Origin of the sequence: Hydrogenophaga sp. RWCD_12, assembly GCF_046604225.1 — a bacterium.
Taxonomy (GTDB): domain Bacteria; phylum Pseudomonadota; class Gammaproteobacteria; order Burkholderiales; family Burkholderiaceae_C; genus Hydrogenophaga.
The window spans coordinates 314,906-330,429 of sequence record NZ_JBKIXC010000004.1 but is presented as its reverse complement, the minus strand read 5'-3'; the positions used below and the strand labels follow the sequence as shown (position 1 = coordinate 330,429).

15 protein-coding genes and 1 riboswitch are annotated in these 15,524 nt (G+C 65.9%); of the genes, 9 read left to right on the top strand and 6 right to left on the bottom strand.

The annotated features are described in order from the left end of the window. Positions 1 to 76: 76 nt before the first annotated feature. From ACLIJ1_RS17025 to ACLIJ1_RS17005, 5 genes are read left to right on the top strand one after another with little or no spacing between them, the layout of a single operon-like run. On the top strand, positions 77 to 1,483 hold the full coding sequence (locus ACLIJ1_RS17025; protein WP_411366727.1) for a CmpA/NrtA family ABC transporter substrate-binding protein: 1,407 nt from the start codon (positions 77 to 79) through the stop codon (positions 1,481 to 1,483). Between the two features lie 2 nt (positions 1,484 to 1,485). Next, entirely contained in the window at positions 1,486 to 2,349 is an 864-nt protein-coding gene (gene ntrB / locus ACLIJ1_RS17020; RefSeq protein ID WP_411366726.1) for a nitrate ABC transporter permease, read from the top strand. Further along, positions 2,339 to 3,220, top strand: a complete 882-nt coding sequence (locus ACLIJ1_RS17015) for an ABC transporter ATP-binding protein (protein WP_411366725.1) — start codon at positions 2,339 to 2,341, stop codon at positions 3,218 to 3,220. Before ntrB ends, ACLIJ1_RS17015 begins: the two co-directional genes overlap by 11 nt. A 48-nt stretch (positions 3,221 to 3,268) precedes the next feature. After that, the gene (gene cynS / locus ACLIJ1_RS17010) at positions 3,269 to 3,712 is read left to right on the top strand and encodes a cyanase (RefSeq protein WP_411366724.1); all 444 of its coding nucleotides are present in this window, start codon (positions 3,269 to 3,271) and stop codon (positions 3,710 to 3,712) included. Then, positions 3,712 to 4,179 carry a DUF1348 family protein gene (locus ACLIJ1_RS17005; RefSeq protein ID WP_411366723.1) on the top strand — a complete coding sequence of 156 codons (468 nt, stop codon included), beginning with the start codon at positions 3,712 to 3,714 and terminating at the stop codon, positions 4,177 to 4,179. Before cynS ends, ACLIJ1_RS17005 begins: the two co-directional genes overlap by 1 nt. Before the next feature lie 137 nt (positions 4,180 to 4,316). On the opposite strand, the gene ACLIJ1_RS17000 is transcribed toward ACLIJ1_RS17005, so the two are convergent. The 4 genes from ACLIJ1_RS17000 to ACLIJ1_RS16985 are packed head-to-tail and all read right to left on the bottom strand — an operon-like array spanning position 4,317 to position 8,243. Continuing rightward, positions 4,317 to 5,609 (bottom strand): FAD-dependent oxidoreductase, encoded by a 1,293-nt coding sequence (locus tag ACLIJ1_RS17000; protein WP_411366722.1) that lies wholly within the window; start codon positions 5,607 to 5,609, stop codon positions 4,317 to 4,319. Further along, positions 5,606 to 6,748 (bottom strand): acyl-CoA dehydrogenase family protein, encoded by a 1,143-nt coding sequence (locus tag ACLIJ1_RS16995; protein WP_411366721.1) that lies wholly within the window; start codon positions 6,746 to 6,748, stop codon positions 5,606 to 5,608. The genes ACLIJ1_RS17000 and ACLIJ1_RS16995 overlap by 4 nt, the downstream gene beginning before the upstream one ends. A gap of 9 nt (positions 6,749 to 6,757) precedes the next feature. Further along, on the bottom strand, positions 6,758 to 7,315 hold the full coding sequence (locus ACLIJ1_RS16990) for an OsmC family protein (protein WP_411366720.1): 558 nt from the start codon (positions 7,313 to 7,315) through the stop codon (positions 6,758 to 6,760). Between the two features lie 37 nt (positions 7,316 to 7,352). After that, a complete protein-coding gene (locus ACLIJ1_RS16985) occupies positions 7,353 to 8,243 on the bottom strand; it encodes a sulfurtransferase (RefSeq protein ID WP_411366719.1) in 891 nt (296 codons plus the stop codon). Positions 8,244 to 8,716: 473 nt separating this feature from the next. On the opposite strand from ACLIJ1_RS16985, the gene ACLIJ1_RS16980 reads away from it, so the two are divergent. The 3 genes from ACLIJ1_RS16980 (at position 8,717) to ACLIJ1_RS16970 (ending at position 10,681) form a co-directional block, all read left to right on the top strand. Continuing rightward, on the top strand, positions 8,717 to 9,337 hold the full coding sequence (locus tag ACLIJ1_RS16980; protein ID WP_411366718.1) for a hypothetical protein: 621 nt from the start codon (positions 8,717 to 8,719) through the stop codon (positions 9,335 to 9,337). Between the two features lie 558 nt (positions 9,338 to 9,895). After that, positions 9,896 to 10,225 (top strand): hypothetical protein, encoded by a 330-nt coding sequence (locus ACLIJ1_RS16975; RefSeq protein ID WP_411366717.1) that lies wholly within the window; start codon positions 9,896 to 9,898, stop codon positions 10,223 to 10,225. A gap of 24 nt (positions 10,226 to 10,249) precedes the next feature. Then, positions 10,250 to 10,681 (top strand): hypothetical protein, encoded by a 432-nt coding sequence (locus ACLIJ1_RS16970; protein ID WP_411366716.1) that lies wholly within the window; start codon positions 10,250 to 10,252, stop codon positions 10,679 to 10,681. A 25-nt stretch (positions 10,682 to 10,706) separates the two neighbouring features. Here the strand turns inward: ACLIJ1_RS16970 and ACLIJ1_RS16965 are convergent, their stop codons facing one another. Together ACLIJ1_RS16965 and ACLIJ1_RS16960 are read right to left on the bottom strand one after the other, a co-directional pair. After that, entirely contained in the window at positions 10,707 to 10,925 is a 219-nt protein-coding gene (locus tag ACLIJ1_RS16965) for a hypothetical protein (RefSeq protein WP_411366715.1), read from the bottom strand. Positions 10,926 to 10,943: 18 nt separating this feature from the next. Then, positions 10,944 to 12,545, bottom strand: a complete 1,602-nt coding sequence (locus tag ACLIJ1_RS16960; protein ID WP_411366714.1) for a sigma 54-interacting transcriptional regulator — start codon at positions 12,543 to 12,545, stop codon at positions 10,944 to 10,946. A 64-nt stretch (positions 12,546 to 12,609) separates the two neighbouring features. Beyond that, positions 12,610 to 12,718: riboswitch (S-adenosyl-L-homocysteine riboswitch) on the top strand. Positions 12,719 to 12,742: 24 nt separating this feature from the next. Here ACLIJ1_RS16960 and metH point away from each other — a divergent pair. Beyond that, on the top strand, positions 12,743 to 15,487 hold the full coding sequence (metH, locus tag ACLIJ1_RS16955; protein WP_411366713.1) for a methionine synthase: 2,745 nt from the start codon (positions 12,743 to 12,745) through the stop codon (positions 15,485 to 15,487). Positions 15,488 to 15,524: the final 37 nt, after the last annotated feature.

Here is a 15,524-nt window from a genome sequence, read left to right as displayed (position 1 = left end):
GCCGATCGCCCTCGAAGGCCCGGTCGGTGGCCCGCCGCTTGCAAGACACACCCGTCATCAACTCACGAGGTGCGTCATGTCCGAATTCTTCGATCCCTACAACGCCGACCGTCCGCTCATGATGAAGTGCACGTGCGGACGCGACCACACGCTGGCCGACCACCACGCCGAAGTGGTGGCCGACGAGGCCGCCCGTGAACTGCGCGCTCGCAGCGAGACCGCCGAATTCGAGGCCTACAGCAATGAGTTCATCGAAGCCACGCTGGTCAAGGCCATCTTTCCGCAGGACGAGGAGCGTCGCCGCTTCCTGCGCGCCGTCGGCAAGGGCACGGCCATGGCGGCGATCGCCAGCGTGCTGCCGGTGGCCAGCCTGCAGGCCATGGCGCAGGACAAGGGCGCGCTCGAGAAGACCAACCTCAAGATCGGTTTCATCCCGATCACCTGTGCCACACCGCTGATCATGGCCCACCCGCTGGGCTTCTACAGCAAGCAGGGTCTGAACGTCGAGATCACCAAGACCGCCGGCTGGGCGCTGGTGCGCGACAAGATGATCAACAAGGAATACGACGCCTCGCACTTTCTCTCGCCCATGCCGCTGGCCATCAGCATGGGGCTGGGCAGCAATGCGGTGCCGATGAACGTTGCCACCGTCCAGAACATCAACGGCCAGGCGATCACCCTGAGCCTCAAGCACAAGGACAACCGCGACCCGAAGAACTGGAAGGGCTTCAAGTTCGGCATCCCGTTCGACTACTCGATGCACAACTTCCTGTTGCGCTACTACCTGGCCGAGAACGGCCTGAACCCCGACACCGACGTGCAGCTGCGCGTGATCCCGCCGGCCGAGATGGTGGCCAACCTGCGCGCCGGCAACATCGACGGCTTCCTCGGCCCGGACCCCTTCAACCAGCGCGCGGTGTTCGACGAAGTGGGCTTCATCCATCTGCTGACCAAGGATCTCTGGAACGGTCACCCCTGCTGTGCCTTCGGCACCAGCACCGAGTTCATCCAGAAGAACCCCAACACGTTCGCCGCGCTCTACCGCGCGGTGCTCAACGCTGCTGCCATGGCGCGCCAGCCGAAAAACCGCGAACTGATCGCCAAGGTGATCGCGCCCAGCCAGTACCTCAACCAGCCCGAGGCGGTGCTCACCCAGGTGCTCAGCGGCAAGTTCGCCGACGGCCTGGGCAAGGTGCAGAACGTGCCCGACCGCGCCGACTTCGATCCCATGCCCTGGCAGAGCATGGCCGTGTGGATGCTCACGCAGATGAAGCGCTGGGGCTATGTGAAAGGCGACGTGGACTACAAGGTGATCGCTGAAAAGGTCTTCCTGATCACCGACGCACGCAAGCACATGAAGGACCTGGGCATGGAGTTCAAGGCGGGCCCGACTTACACCAAGCACACCATCATGGGCAAGGAGTTCGACCCGGCGAAGGCCGATGCGTACCTGAAGAGCTTCGCGATCTCGAAGGCCGCGTGATCATGAAGACGGTCAGTCTCAACCTGCGCGCAGCGGTGGTCTCTCTGCTGATCTTCGTGTGCTTCGTCGGTGCCTGGCAGCTCGCGACCACCGGTCCCTCCATCGGCGGTGCGTCCACCGGCATGACGGCCGAAGAGATCGAGTACGCCAAGATGATGGGCAAGGACCCCGGCGCACAGAAGAGCGCCGGCTTCCCGCCGCCGATCGAGGTCGCGAAGGCCAGCTGGGCGCACCTGTCCGACCCCTTCTACGACAAGGGGCCGAACGACAAGGGCATCGGCATCCAGCTCGCGCACTCGCTCGGCCGGGTCGGCCTGGGCTTCCTGCTGGCGATGGCGGTGGCGCTGCCGCTGGGCTTTGCCATCGGCATGTCGCCGCTGATGCAGAAGGCCTTCAACCCCTTCGTACAGGTGCTCAAGCCCATCAGCCCGCTGGCCTGGATGCCGCTGGCGCTCTACACGCTGAAAGACTCGGACGTCAGCGGCATCTTCGTGATCTTCATCTGCTCGATCTGGCCGATGCTGATCAACACCGCCTTCGGTGTCGCCTCGGTCAAGCGCGAATGGCTCAACGTGGCCAGCACGCTGGAGGTCAACCCGCTGCGCAAGGCCTTTCAGGTCATCCTGCCCGCCGCGGCGCCCACCATCCTGACGGGCATGCGCATCAGCATGGGCATCGCCTGGCTGGTGATCGTGGCCGCCGAGATGCTGGTCGGCGGCACGGGCGTGGGCTACTTCGTGTGGAACGAGTGGAACAACCTGTCGCTGACCAACGTGATCTTCGCGGTGCTGCTGATCGGGGTGGTCGGCATGTTGCTGGACCTGATGTTCGCGCAGCTGCAGAAGGCGGTGACGTATGTGGAGTGACACCAGCGTGCGCGAGGGTGCTGCCCCCGCGGCCACCGCGGCCCCGGCGGCCGCTGCCCATCAGAAGGTTTCTCCGATGTCCGGTTTCCTCAAAGTTGAACAGCTCGCCAAGGCCTTCCAGGCCGACAAGCCGGTGTTCGCCGACGTGTCGTTCGAGATCGCGCAGGGCGAGTTCGTCTGCATCATCGGTCACAGCGGCTGCGGCAAGACCACCATCCTCAACGTGCTCGCGGGGCTGGACACCGCCACCAGCGGCCTGTGCTTCATGGACGGTCGCGAAATTGCCGGGCCCAGTCTGGAGCGCGGCGTGGTGTTCCAGAGCCACGCCCTCATGCCTTGGCTGACGGTGCGGCAGAACATCGCCTTTGCCGTCAAGTCGCGCTGGCCCGATTGGGGCAAGGCGCAGATCGGCGCGCACGTCGAGAAGTTCGTTGCCCTGGTGGGCCTGTCGAACGCCATCGACAAGAAACCCAGCCAGCTCTCGGGCGGCATGAAACAGCGCGTGGGCATCGCGCGCGCGTTCGCCATCCAACCCAAGATGCTGCTGCTCGACGAGCCCTTCGGCGCGCTGGACGCGCTCACGCGCGGCACCATCCAGGACGAGCTGATGGGCATCGTGCGCGAGACGCAGCAAACTGTCTTCATGATCACGCACGACGTGGACGAGGCCATCCTGCTGTCCGATCGCATCCTGCTCATGACCAACGGCCAGGAGACCGACCAGGGCTACAAGCCTGGCGGCCTGGCCGAGGTGGTGGTCAACCCGCTGCCACGCAGCCGCACGCGCGCGCAGTTGCACCACCTCGACGGCTACTACGACCTGCGCAATCACATCGTCGATTTCCTCGTCAGCCGCGCGAAGGCGCACTGACGGATCTCCTTTCCCCTTCACCTTCCACACCAGCAACGAGGCAACACCATGACCCGACTCGCCGTCACCGAAAAGATCATTTCCACCAAAGTCAGCAAGGGCCTGAACTGGGCCGATGTGGCCAAGAAGGTCGGCCAGTCCAAGGAGTGGACGACGGCCCTGTGCCTGGGCCAGATGACGGCCACCCCGGCGCAGGCCAAGGCGGTGGGCAAGATCTTCGGCCTGACGGCCGAGGAGCAGAAGTGGCTGATGGTGGTGCCCTACAAGGGCTCGCTGCCCACGACGGTGCCGACCGATCCGCTGATCTACCGCTTCTACGAACTGGTCAGCGTCTACGGCACCACGTTCAAGGAACTGATCCACGAAGAGTTCGGCGACGGCATCATGAGCGCGATCGACTTCAAGATGGACCTGCAACGCCAGGCCGATCCCAACGGTGACCGCGTGAACATTGTAATGTCGGGCAAGTTCCTGCCGTACAAGCAGTACTGATGGACCCCCGCCCACCGCTGCCGCCGTTCACCGCCGAATCCGCCGCGCAGAAGGTGCGCGGTGCAGAAGACGCGTGGAACAGCCGCGACCCGGACCGAGTCGTCAAGGTCTACACCGAGGACACGCGCTGGCGCAACCGCGCGGAGTTCCCGGTGGGCCGCGATCAGGTGCACGCCTTCCTGGTGCGCAAGTGGGCGAAGGAGCTGGACTATCGGCTCATCAAGGAGCTGTGGGCCTTCACCGGCTCCCGCATCGCCGTGCGCTTCGTCTACGAGTGGCGCGACGATTCGGGCCAGTGGTTCCGTTCGCACGGCAACGAGAACTGGCAGTTCAATGCGCTGGGCTACATGGAAGAGCGCCATGCCAGCATCAACGACCGGCCCATCCACGAAAGCGAGCGGCTGTTCCTCTGGCCGCTGGGTCGCCGGCCCGATGACCACCCCGGCTTGACCGAGCTGGGTCTCTGAGGGCGGTCCCTTCCTGGCCGGATCGCTGTCAACGACGCACGAAGCCGCTCCGGTCAGGGGCACCGCCGGGCCGGCTTTACCGGACGGCCAGCGCCGCCCCCTGGGGGGTGACGCGAAGCGGCGCAGGGGGATCGAATTCAGTGCAGCGTCATCGGGTGTGAGGTGGTCTTCACCCGCACCACCGCCGGCTTCGCTTCGTAGGGCACCGCATCGCAGCCGCAGATCTGGGCCGCGATAGTGTGCGCCTGGCGGCCGATGGGTTCGATGTAGCGGCTGGCCTGGCCTGCGATGGTGATGCAGTCGCCCAGCGCGTGGATGCGCTCGTTGCTGGTCTGCAGCGTGGCCGCGTCCACCGCGATGCCCTGGTTCCAGGCGAGCGCGGCGCTCTGCGCTAGGCGCGGTGGCGTCATCAGGCCGGCCGCTGCGATCACCTGGTCGGCCGCGAACTTCTGGCCGCAGGCCGTGGTGAGACGGAACTTGCCGTCGATCTTCTCGACGCCAGCCACCTGCACGCCGCCCACAAAGCGGATCGGCAGGTCCCGCCACGCGTTCAGCAGCTGCGCGCCCGCCGCGTCGGCTTGCCAGCGCGCGAGCGGCTCGGTCATCACGTCCAGCAGCGTGATGCGGTGGCCGCCGAGCGCGAGGTCGTTGGCGAGCTCGCTGCCGATCAGGCCCGCGCCGACGATCACCACGTCTTTCGGTCCGGAGCCCAGCGCCGCACGCAGCCGCTGGTAGGCGCCCAGGTGATTGATGCGCCAGACCAGCGCCGCCGGCAACGCCGGGGGCAGCGCTGCCTGCGCACCGTGGGCCAGCACCAGTTGGTCGTAGCGCAGCGTGCCGCGCGTGGTGCGCAGGCTGCGCGTGTCGGGGCAGATACGCACGGCGTCGGTGTGCGCGAGCAGGCGCACGCCCAGGCGCTTCGACGCATCGGCGCCGGTTTCCTTCACGAGCTTGCCCGGGTCCATCTGCCGCGCCATCGCCACCGACAGCAACGGCTTGTCGTACACGTCCGCCGCGCAGGCGCTGACCAGGGTGATGGGCAGGTCCGCGTCGAGTGCGCGCAGGGCCTCGGCCATCTGCCAGCCGGCGCGGCCTCCGCCGACGATGACCACGCCCGGCGTGCCGCCGCGTTTCGTCACCCGGGCGGCGCTGCCGGCACGCGCGCGCAGCGCCTCGATGGACGGCGCTTCATACAGCGTGAAGTCGTTCTTGGTCACGCCGCACAGCGGGCAGTACCAGTCTTCCGGAATGTCCTCGAAACGCGTGCCCGCGGCCAGGCCGCTGTCGAGGTCGCCCACCGCCTCGTCGTAGATGAAGCCACAGGCGTCGCAGATGTACTGCAGGAAGGGCCGGCCACCGTCCGGTGGCACCACCGCCGCGGCCAGCGGCACATCGCGCACCTCGCCGTAGATGTTCGACAGGACGCTCATCCCGGCATCTCCTCGGCCGAGAGCCGAGCGATCTCTTTGCGCAGGTGTTTGATGGCCGGGGTGACGATGGCGACGAACTGCGCCTCGCGCACGCGGCGCTGCACCTCGCTGCTCATCAGGTAGCCGCGCGCGCCCTGGTGCATCAGGGCCGAGTTGGCGGCGCGCAGGCACAGTTCGGCGCCGTGCGCGCGCGCGTCCAGCACGTCGATGAAATAGTCGGTCGAGGTGTCGAACGGCGTTTCGGCCAGCTTCATGATCCGCGCCACCAGCGCGTCGAACTCCGCCTGCAGCTCGGCCGGCCGGTCTTCGAGGTACTGGTTCACATGGCCCAGCTGGCCCTCCACCGCCCACATGCTGTCGATCGCACCCTGGACGATGCCCGCCGCGATGCCGCATTGCAGCAGCACGAAGCCGCCTCGGATGCGGGCGATGTATGGCTTCGCGGGGTCGGCCACGATGTCGTCGGTGCCGACGAACAGGTCCTTGCATTGCACGCTGTAGGTGCCCGTGCCCTCCATGCCCGAGAACTCGGGGCAGGCCTTGAGCGTGACGCCCGGCGCGTCGCAGCGCAGCATGAACATCATCTCGCGTCCAGCGCTGGCACCATCTTCAAACACCGCCGCAATGGCGCCGAAGTAGTGGTCCGGCCCCAGGTTGCTGACCCAGGGCAGGGTGCCGTTGACGAGGTAGCCGCCGTCGACCGGCGTGGCCTTGAGCAGCAGGCTCTCGATCTGCGCAAAGCTCTTCATCGGGTTCGACAGGCCGGTGCCGCCCAGCGTCTCGCCGCCCACATGGCGCACCAGCCTCTCGCCGGTCAGCGCCGGGTTGCCCGAGGCCTGCATGTACAGGCCCGCCACGCACTGGCACCACATCATGAAGCCGGTGGCGCCGCAGACCTTGGCCGCTTCCGCCATCGCCAGGATCGCCTGGCCGTAGTCGCCGGGCGAACCGTCGGCGCGCGGCAGGTGCGCGCTCATCGCCCCCGCCGCGGCCAGCCGCTTCATCAGCTCCACCGGGTAGGCGCCGCGGTCGATGGCGTAGGCCTGCTCGGCCAGCGGGCCCTGCGCGATGGCGCGCACGGCGGCGATCAGGTCCGCGGGCGGCGCCGCGAGTTCGGGGGGCAGGTCGGCGGGGTTCATGTCGGTGCTTCAGGCCATGCTGATTTCAAACGGGATCGGGTTGCGCATCGTGTTGGCCACCGGCGAATAGAAGTTCGCGTGCTGCACGATTTCGTCCAGCACCTCGCGGCTCGCGTCGCCTTCCACCAGCACCTTCACGCGGATCGCCTGGAAGCCCATCTCCGGCGGCGTCTTCTCCAGCGCACCGCCGGCGCCCCAGGCGGCCGGGTTGCCGATGTCGCCTTCGAGGAACACCTCCAGCCGGCTCAGCTTCACGCCCTTCCAGGTCGCCACCGCCGTCACGCCCACGGCGATGCAGCCACCCAGGCCCGACAGCACGATCTCGCCCGGCGCTGGCGCCGTGTCTTCGCCAAACAGGTGCAGCGGCTCGTCCACCACCACGCAGTGCTTCTCGCCCACGTAGTTCAGCGAGTGGTACTGCCCCTCCATCACGGTGTGGACCTTGTTGGTGCCGCGGCGGGCCGGGTTGGCCTTGCCGCCAGCGGCGAAGTCGGCCAGGCCGTTGGCGTCGATGGGGCGCAGGTAGGCCTTGATGGTGGCGGGGGCGAGGGTCTCGGTGTCGGACATGGTGTCTCCGGAGTTGAAAAGCTGAAAGGGATGGGGGTCAGGCGGCCATCGCCAGCTGCGGCTTGTTGGCCGGCGCTGCCATCGGCAGGCCGGTCTCGATCGGCAGGCTCGGGTCGCGCGACCACTCGTTCCAAGAGCCGAAGTACATGCGCACGTCGGCAAAGCCCGCCTGCTTGAGCGCCAGGAAGGTGTTGGATGCGCGCGCGCCCTTGAAGCAGTAGAGGTAGACCGTGTCGTCGGGCGCGATGCCGGCCGTGGCGCACTCGGCCTTCACCTCGTCGGGCGTCTTGAACACCGGGCCCGCGGCCGACGGCTTCATGAAGCGGTACCACTCGATCCACTTCGCGCCCGGCAGACGGCCCTTGCGCGGCGCGAAGTCCTTGCCGTAGGGCGACGAACTGTCGCCGATCCACTCGTCCACATCGCGCACGTCGAGCAACACCGTGTCGGTGCCCAGCGCGGCCTGCACATCGGCCTGCGTCAGCATCACGTCGGCCATCGGCAGTTCGGGGAAGGTAGCGGGCGTGGGCGTGGCCGCCTCGGTGGACACCGGCAGGCCGGCCGCCTTCCAGGCGCTGAAGCCGCCGTTGAGCACCTTGATCTTGGGGTAGCCCAGCCAGGTCAGCAGGTAATAGCCGCGGCACGACTGGCCGTAGCCGCTGTTCATCGCGTCTTCGTAGAACACGGCGGTCTCGGCGCCCGAGAGGCCGGCCTTGCCCAGCGCGTCGGCGAAGGTGGCCTTCAGCGCCTGCAGGCCCTCGGGCGTGGAGGTGGCGAGAAAGGTGAACACCTCGCGCAGGTTCACGGCGCCGGGAATGCGCCCGGCGGCAAAGGTGTCGGCGTCGCGCGTGTCGATGACCACCACCGGTTCGGCGGCTTGCAGGGTGGCGAGTTGATCGGGTGCGATCAGGGTGGCTTCAATGCTCATGGGGACCTCTGAATCAGGGCAAAGGCAAGATGGCCTGAGCCCTTCATCGCAACCGCTGTGCCAGGGCGGCACCGGGGTAGGTCAACGCAGGGAAGCTGTTGATTTTGTTGGGGTTATGGGGATTGGGGGTGGGCTGACGCCGGGAGCGTGGCCTCTGGGGTTTGACATTGGGTCAACAAAATGTCGACACATTGGAGGTGGGTTTGGGTGAGCGCTTGAGCCGGCAGCGGCGAGCCAGACCTTCGTACGCTGGCTATAGTGCAAGAGCGATTCGGCAAAGGTATGTAGCGTGGAGGCCCGAGTCGGTTTTTTCGGATCTGTTAAACCTGTTCATGCACTCAGCGAGGTGCGTTGCAGGCTTGATTTCAAACAAATTTTGGAGGAGCCATGCGACTTTGTTTAACGGCAGGTATTGTGGGTATCCGGCGTTTTGCCGTTTAAATCAAAGTTAGGCCTCATAGATTCAAATAGAGATGCGCTACGACTACTCGAAGAACACACCAAGTTGGATGAAATGGGCGCTGGGGCTCGCTGCTCTACTGGCCATCGTTCCAGTTTCTAACCTCGTATTTTTGGGAATTCGAAATCTTCGCTTTGCCTACACCGGTGAAATTGGACTGACCGGCCTCGGCCAACTAGGCGACTTTTTTGGTGGTCATACAGCTGCATTTGCAGGCGCTACGTCACTCGCAGTCGTACTGTTCTTCACTTTTCATCAGGCTAGGCAACAAAGCCAATTCTTCGTCACGCAACAAGAAGACGCAGCCAAGCATTCTCAGCGCGAATTCTTCTTGCAAGGTATCAACCTGATTACTCAATGGGATATCGCCTCACCCGGATGTGATCAGTGTCTGCGACTTCTTGATTACTACGGACGAGTGGCACTGAATTCAGAAGATCGTGAACTACCCCTGATGCTGAACACAGTGATCACTGCCAAGATTCGAGAGAACCTGCAAGGCCAGAATGGTAGCTTTAAGAGAACAAACTACCCGTACGCCATCGAAGTAATGGAACGAATCGCCGAACTGCGCAAAGAGGACGGACTAGCCTCAAAACTTAAGCTCTCTGGGCGCAAGGACGATGCAACTTAAAACCTATCCACCCCCCGGGTTGCCCCAGGGGGTAGGTCCTCGACCGTCACCCCCCGCAGATGATGGAGGGTATAGGAGTTGCTCGTCCGGTCGTCTCCCGACGACCAATGATGAATTGTATCCCCATTTCGCGATCCTGCGCAATGAGGCCTAACCATTCGCTCAACCGGACCCATTGCGGCATGCGGCAATAGGCCCGCCATTTCATTCTGGGCCTTTAGCCACATACCGCAACGGTCCGGTTAGCTCAAACGTTAGCCCGCAGCCAAATGCAACACCGCACTGCTATTCGCTACGCCTGCTATTTGCTCGCAGGGTTGCTCGTGTTGTGTTCGCTGTGGTGCTTGCTCTGGGTTATTTCGTCCTCGAGCATGGCATTCACAGACTGCGCTGGGGCGTATGACTTGTTTGCCAAGAACCCGCGTTGTCGGCAGCCGTCCATTGCCGGGCTACTTGCACTTGCGTTGGTGATTTGCGCTGCCGGCGCGGTCTTTTTGGGCCGAAGGTTTCGCTCGTGAGCCTTATCCATACTCAGATCAGCTTCAACGCAAGTCGCTCATGAACATCATCGGAATCTACGGATTCACTGGCCGGCACACCGGGACGTCCGAATACGACTGGAATCACCCGGAAGCGGGCGCGACACACCAGTGCATGCTGTTCCTCCGGCAGGAATCGGAATCGGGCGAGTTTGAGTCGGCCATGGCGGAGTGCCATCGGTACGGCTTCGAGGCCATCGAGAACATGAGCTATGGCAAGCTGGACGTTGAGGTGCTCAACACGGAGCCCTACAGGGGCTTCTCCGGGTTCTACGAAGAAGCGCTCGCGAGTGGCAGCGCGTTGGTCTTCTATCCAGCTGAGGCCCAGAGCGGTGGCGCTGGAGCCTGATTCGCTGGGCCTCACCACATATATATGTTGAACATCGCCTCCATGTCGCTAGCGCTGGCAGGCCTGCTGGTCCTGGTCGCGTCGCTGGCGCACCTGGCATGCATCGCGATTGGCGCCAAGGCGTATCGGTTCATGGGTGCTGGCGAACGGATGGCGCGGGCCGTCGAGGCGGGCAAGGTCAAGCCAACGCTCATCACCCTCGTCATCGCCAGTGTTCTGCTCGTCTGGGCGCTGTATGCCTTCTCCGGCGTTGGGCTGGTTCCCAAACTGCCCTTCACTGAACTGACGCTGTGTCTCATCAGTGCCGTGTTCCTGGCCCGGGCCATCGCCTTTCCGTGGCTGCGGCCCAGCTTCCCCGAAAACTCCACCACCTTCTGGCTGGTGTCTTCAGGCATTTGCCTGGTGATCGGCCTGCTGTACGCGGTCGGTGTTGCGACACTTTGGTCAGCGCGGTGAGGTCAGGCGCACACTCGCGCGACTTCTATCGGCAAACCAGGCCGCCATCATCCAGCGCAGGCGGGCGCATCAGATCGTCGTCAATGCCCATGACCGCGCTGGCCCGTTCTACCGCCCGCCACAGCAGCGGCGGCATCTTCAGGATCTCGTCGGGTGAGTCGGCCTGGGCGATCCAGTGGCTGATCTGCCGGTGCTCGTCCGGGGTCAGCAAGGCCAGGTGCAGCATTTCGTCGATGGTTTTCATGGTCGCCTAGTGTGGGGCTCAGCGCACCCCCGCCTTCCTCAAACGGTAACTGAACTGCCGCAGCGTCAGCCCCAGGCTTTGCGCCGCGCGCGACTGGTTGCCGCCGTGCTGCGCCAGGGCGACGGCGAGCTGGTGGGCGTCGTGTGAGCCGGCGCTCTGGTAGTCGCGCACCAGCGGGGTGGCGGCCTCGGCCGGTGGCGCGTGGCGCGGAGCCGGGCGGACCGGGGTGGCCAGCGCCTCGGGCAGGAAGCGCGACAGGTCGCCCGCGTGCACCACGGGCTGGTCGGCCAGCAGCACCACGCGCTCGATCACGTTGCCTAGTTCGCGGATGTTGCCGGGCCAGTCCAGCCGCTCCAGCCGTTCCAGCGCGTCGGCGGCCAGGTGCACGTTGCGCTGGTGGGCTTGGTTGGCGCGGCTGGTGAAGTGCAGGGCCAGGGGGCGGATGTCTTCGCGCCGCTCGCGCAGGCTGGGCAGGCGGATCGGGATGACGTTGAGCCGGTAGTACAGGTCCTGGCGGAAGCGGCCGCTGGCGGCTTCCTGCGCCAGATCGCGGTTGGTGGCGGCGACCAGACGCACGTCGATGCGGATTTCGCGCTGCCCGCCCAGGCGCACCAGCGTGCCTTCCTGCAGCGTTCGCAGCAGCTTGGCCTGCAGGGCCAGCGGCAGTTCGCCGATTTCGTCGAGGAAGATGGTGCCGCCGTGCGCCTGTTCGAACCAGCCGGGGCGGGCGCTGTGGGCGCCGGTGAAGGCGCCGCGTTCGTGGCCGAAGAGTTCGCTCTCGAATAGCGTGTCCGGGATGGCGGAGCAGTTGACCTTGATGAAGGGCTGGTCGCGCCGGCCGCTGGCCAGGTGCACGGCGCGGGCAAACAGCTCCTTGCCGGTGCCGGACTCGCCCAGCAGCAGCACGGTGGCCTGCGACTCTGAGACGCGCTCCAGCTCGCCCAGCGCTTGCAGCAGCGCGGGCGAGCGGCCGATCAGCCCGTAGCGGGCGCTGCCGACGTCGAGCGCACGCTCCAGCGCCTCGTTGCGCGCGGCGAGCTGGCGCGTCTCTTCGGCCACCAGCTGTTCCAGCCGCAGCAGCTGGCCGGCCAGGGTGGCGAGGATGCGAAGCAGCGCCAGGTCGTCGTTGAGGTGGCGCTGGCGGCTGCGGATGCGGTGGCAGGCGAGCACGCCCACGGTGGCGCCGTTGACTTCGATCGGCAGCGCGATGAAAGCCACGGTCTGCGGCGGCAGGTCGGCCCGCGCCACGGTGCGGAACAGGAACAGCGGCTCTGCGTCCACGTCCTGCACGATGGCGGGCAACCCGCTGGCCAGCACCCGGCCGGTGATGCCCTCGCCCCAGCGGAACACGCCGCGCGCGGCCTCCGCAGCGGTCAGGCCGTAGGCGTGGCGGACGGAGGCGGAGCGCTCGCCGCCCTCGCTGACCTCGTCGGCCAGCACCATGCGCCCGCGGTTCAGTCCCAGCAGCTCGCTCATCAGGTGCAGCATCTCGCGCAGCACGTAGGCGGGCGCCAGGCTGCGTCCCACCAGCTTCATGACCTCGCGCATCAGCAGCAGCTCCTGGGCGTGCCAGTCGGTGGACGGGGCGCCAGGTGCGTCGGGGTCGGTGCGGTGGGGCATGCGCCGAAGGCAAGCAAACATCGCACCAGACCCGTGCGCCGGCGGTTGGCGGCTAAAATCCCGGCCTCTCAAGGAGCGCTGCAGCGCCACCCCCCGCGGGCTGGCGTCAGGCTTGAGGTTTCGGGCGTCCACCGCCCCTCCGGCCCCGCCGGTTCCAACGGCGCTCACCAGTTTATGAATCCCTTCTGGTGAGCCCCATGTCCGACGTTTCCTCCTCCGTCTCCGTTCCCCCCATGCTGCTGTCCGGCCTCGAGCCGCTGCGCATCGGCGAGGGCAGCCTGTTCGTCAACGTCGGCGAACGCACCAACGTGACCGGCTCCAAGGTGTTCGCGCGCATGGTCCTCGAAGGCCGCTACGAGGACGCGCTGGCCGTGGCCCGCCAGCAGGTCGAGAACGGCGCGCAGATCATCGACATCAACATGGACGAGGCCATGCTGGACAGCCAGGCCGCCATGGTGCGGTTCCTGAACCTGATTGCCGGCGAGCCCGACATCGCGCGCGTGCCGATCATGATCGACTCGTCCAAGTGGAGCGTGATCGAGGCCGGCCTGCAGTGCATCCAGGGCAAGGGCATCGTCAACTCGATCTCGATGAAGGAAGGCGTGGCGGAGTTCAAACGCCAGGCCGGGCTGGTCAAGCGCTACGGTGCGGCCGCCGTGGTGATGGCCTTCGACGAGCAGGGCCAGGCCGACACCTACGCACGCAAGATCGAGATCTGCGAGCGCGCCTACCGCGTGCTGGTCGATGAAGTGGGTTTCGCGCCCGAAGACATCATCTTCGACCCCAACATCTTCGCGATCGCGACCGGCATCGCCGAACACGACAACTACGCGGTCGACTTCATCGAGGCCACGCGCTGGATCAAGCAGCACCTGCCGGGCGCCAAGGTCAGCGGCGGCGTGTCCAACGTGTCGTTCAGCTTCCGCGGCAACGACCCGGTGCGCGAGGCGATCCACACCGTGTTCCTTTACCACGCCATCCAGGCGGGCATGGACATGGGCATCGTCAACGCCGGCATGGTCGGCGTCTACGACGAGCTCGAACCCGAACTGCGCGCGCGGGTGGAAGACGTGGTGCTCAACCGGCGGCCCGACGCCGGCGAACGCCTGGTGGAAGTGGCCGAGAGCGCCAAGAGCGGGGCCAAGGACGAGAGCAAGCAGAACGAGTGGCGCGCACTGCCGATTCGCGAGCGCCTCTCGCACGCGCTGGTGCGCGGCATCAACGCCCACATCAGCGAAGACACCGAAGAGATGTGGCAGCTGATCAAGGCCGACGGCGGCCGCCCGCTGCACGTGATTGAAGGCCCGCTGATGGATGGTATGAACGTGGTCGGTGACCTGTTCGGTGCCGGCAAGATGTTCCTGCCGCAGGTGGTGAAGTCCGCCCGGGTGATGAAGCAGGCCGTGGCCCACCTGCTGCCCTACATCGAAGAAGAGAAGCGCCAGCTCGAAGCCGCCGGCGGCGATGTGAAGTCCAAGGGCAAGATCGTGATCGCCACCGTCAAGGGCGACGTGCACGACATCGGCAAGAACATCGTGACCGTCGTGCTCCAGTGCAACAACTTCGAGGTCGTGAACATGGGCGTGATGGTGCCCTGGCAGGACATCCTGAAGAAGGCCAAGGAAGAGGGCGCCGACATCGTGGGCCTGTCGGGCCTGATCACGCCCAGCCTGGAAGAGATGCAGGTGGTGGCGGCCGAGATGCAGAAGGACCCGCATTTCCGCGAGAAGGGCATCCCACTGTTGATCGGCGGCGCGACCACCAGCCGCGTGCACACGGCGGTGAAGATTTCGCCGCACTATGAAGGTCCGGTGGTCTACGTGCCCGACGCGTCGCGCAGCGTGAGCGTGGCGCAGGGCCTGATCGGCGACGGCCGTGTGCAGTACCTGGCCGAACTCAACGCCGACTACGAGAAGGTGCGCGCGCAGCACGCGAACAAGAAGCAGGTGCCGTTGTGGCCGCTGGCGCAGGCGCGTGCCAATGCGACGCCGGTGGACTTCGCCGCTCACGCGCCGGTTGCGCCCCGCTTCATCGGCCGCCGCGTGTTCAAAAACTTCGACCTCGCCGAGGCCGCGAAGTACATCGACTGGGGCCCGTTCTTCCAGACCTGGGACCTGGCCGGCCCGTACCCGGCGATCCTGAACGACGAGGTGGTGGGCGAGCAGGCGCGCAAGGTGTTCGCCGACGCGCAGGCCATGCTGAAAAAGATCATCGACGGCCGGTGGCTGACGGCGAACGCGGTGATCGGCCTCTACCCGGCCAACCGCGTGAACGCGGACGACATCGTGCTCTATGCCGACGAGGCGCGCCAGCAACCGGTGCTGACCTGGCACGGCCTGCGCCAGCAGACCGAGAAGCAGGAAATCGACGGCCCGGATGGGAAGCCGATGATGCGCCCCAGCCGCTGCCTGGCCGACTTCGTCGCGCCCGCCGGCACGGCCGACTACGTGGGCCTGTTTGCGGTGACAGCGGGTGTCGGTGCCGAGAAGAAGGAGCAGCAGTTCCTGGCCGCGCACGACGACTACAGCGCGATCCTGTTCAAGGCCCTGGCCGACCGCCTGGCCGAAGCCATGGCCGAATGCATGCACCACCGTGTGCGCACCGACCTCTGGGGCTACGCGGCGGGCGAAGCCCTGAGCAACGAAGAGCTGATCAAGGAGAAGTACCAGGGCATCCGCCCGGCGCCCGGCTACCCGGCCTGCCCTGACCACTCGGTCAAGCGCGCCATGTTCGCGCTGCTGCAGGCCGACGAGATCGGCATGGCGCTGACCGAGAGCCTGGCCATGACGCCGGCCGCCAGCGTCAGCGGCTTCTACCTCGCGCACCCGGACAGCCAGTACTTCAACGTCGGCAAGATCGGCGACGACCAGGTGCAGGACCTCGCGGCACGCAGCGGCGTCGACGCGACCGAGCTGCGTCGCTGGCTGGGCCCCAATCTCTGACGGGGGTTGTGCTAAAACCCGCTTCCCTTCTGTCTGA

Bases quoted from the DNA above. Each gene is read 5' to 3' on its own strand.
- ACLIJ1_RS16970 (WP_411366716.1), top strand. From the start codon at position 10,250: ATGTTGAACATCGCCTCCATGTCGCTAGCGCTGGCAGGCCTGCTGGTC.
- ACLIJ1_RS16960 (WP_411366714.1), bottom strand. From the start codon at position 12,545: ATGCCCCACCGCACCGACCCCGACGCACCTGGCGCCCCGTCCACCGAC.
- ACLIJ1_RS17025 (WP_411366727.1), top strand. From the start codon at position 77: ATGTCCGAATTCTTCGATCCCTACAACGCCGACCGTCCGCTCATGATG.
- ACLIJ1_RS16985 (WP_411366719.1), bottom strand. From the start codon at position 8,243: ATGAGCATTGAAGCCACCCTGATCGCACCCGATCAACTCGCCACCCTG.
- ACLIJ1_RS17000 (WP_411366722.1), bottom strand. From the start codon at position 5,609: ATGAGCGTCCTGTCGAACATCTACGGCGAGGTGCGCGATGTGCCGCTG.
- ntrB (WP_411366726.1), top strand. From the start codon at position 1,486: ATGAAGACGGTCAGTCTCAACCTGCGCGCAGCGGTGGTCTCTCTGCTG.
- ACLIJ1_RS16995 (WP_411366721.1), bottom strand. From the start codon at position 6,748: ATGAACCCCGCCGACCTGCCCCCCGAACTCGCGGCGCCGCCCGCGGAC.
- cynS (WP_411366724.1), top strand. From the start codon at position 3,269: ATGACCCGACTCGCCGTCACCGAAAAGATCATTTCCACCAAAGTCAGC.
- ACLIJ1_RS16990 (WP_411366720.1), bottom strand. From the start codon at position 7,315: ATGTCCGACACCGAGACCCTCGCCCCCGCCACCATCAAGGCCTACCTG.
- ACLIJ1_RS17015 (WP_411366725.1), top strand. From the start codon at position 2,339: ATGTGGAGTGACACCAGCGTGCGCGAGGGTGCTGCCCCCGCGGCCACC.
- ACLIJ1_RS17005 (WP_411366723.1), top strand. From the start codon at position 3,712: ATGGACCCCCGCCCACCGCTGCCGCCGTTCACCGCCGAATCCGCCGCG.
- metH (WP_411366713.1), top strand. From the start codon at position 12,743: ATGTCCGACGTTTCCTCCTCCGTCTCCGTTCCCCCCATGCTGCTGTCC.
- ACLIJ1_RS16980 (WP_411366718.1), top strand. From the start codon at position 8,717: ATGCGCTACGACTACTCGAAGAACACACCAAGTTGGATGAAATGGGCG.
- ACLIJ1_RS16965 (WP_411366715.1), bottom strand. From the start codon at position 10,925: ATGAAAACCATCGACGAAATGCTGCACCTGGCCTTGCTGACCCCGGAC.
- ACLIJ1_RS16975 (WP_411366717.1), top strand. From the start codon at position 9,896: ATGAACATCATCGGAATCTACGGATTCACTGGCCGGCACACCGGGACG.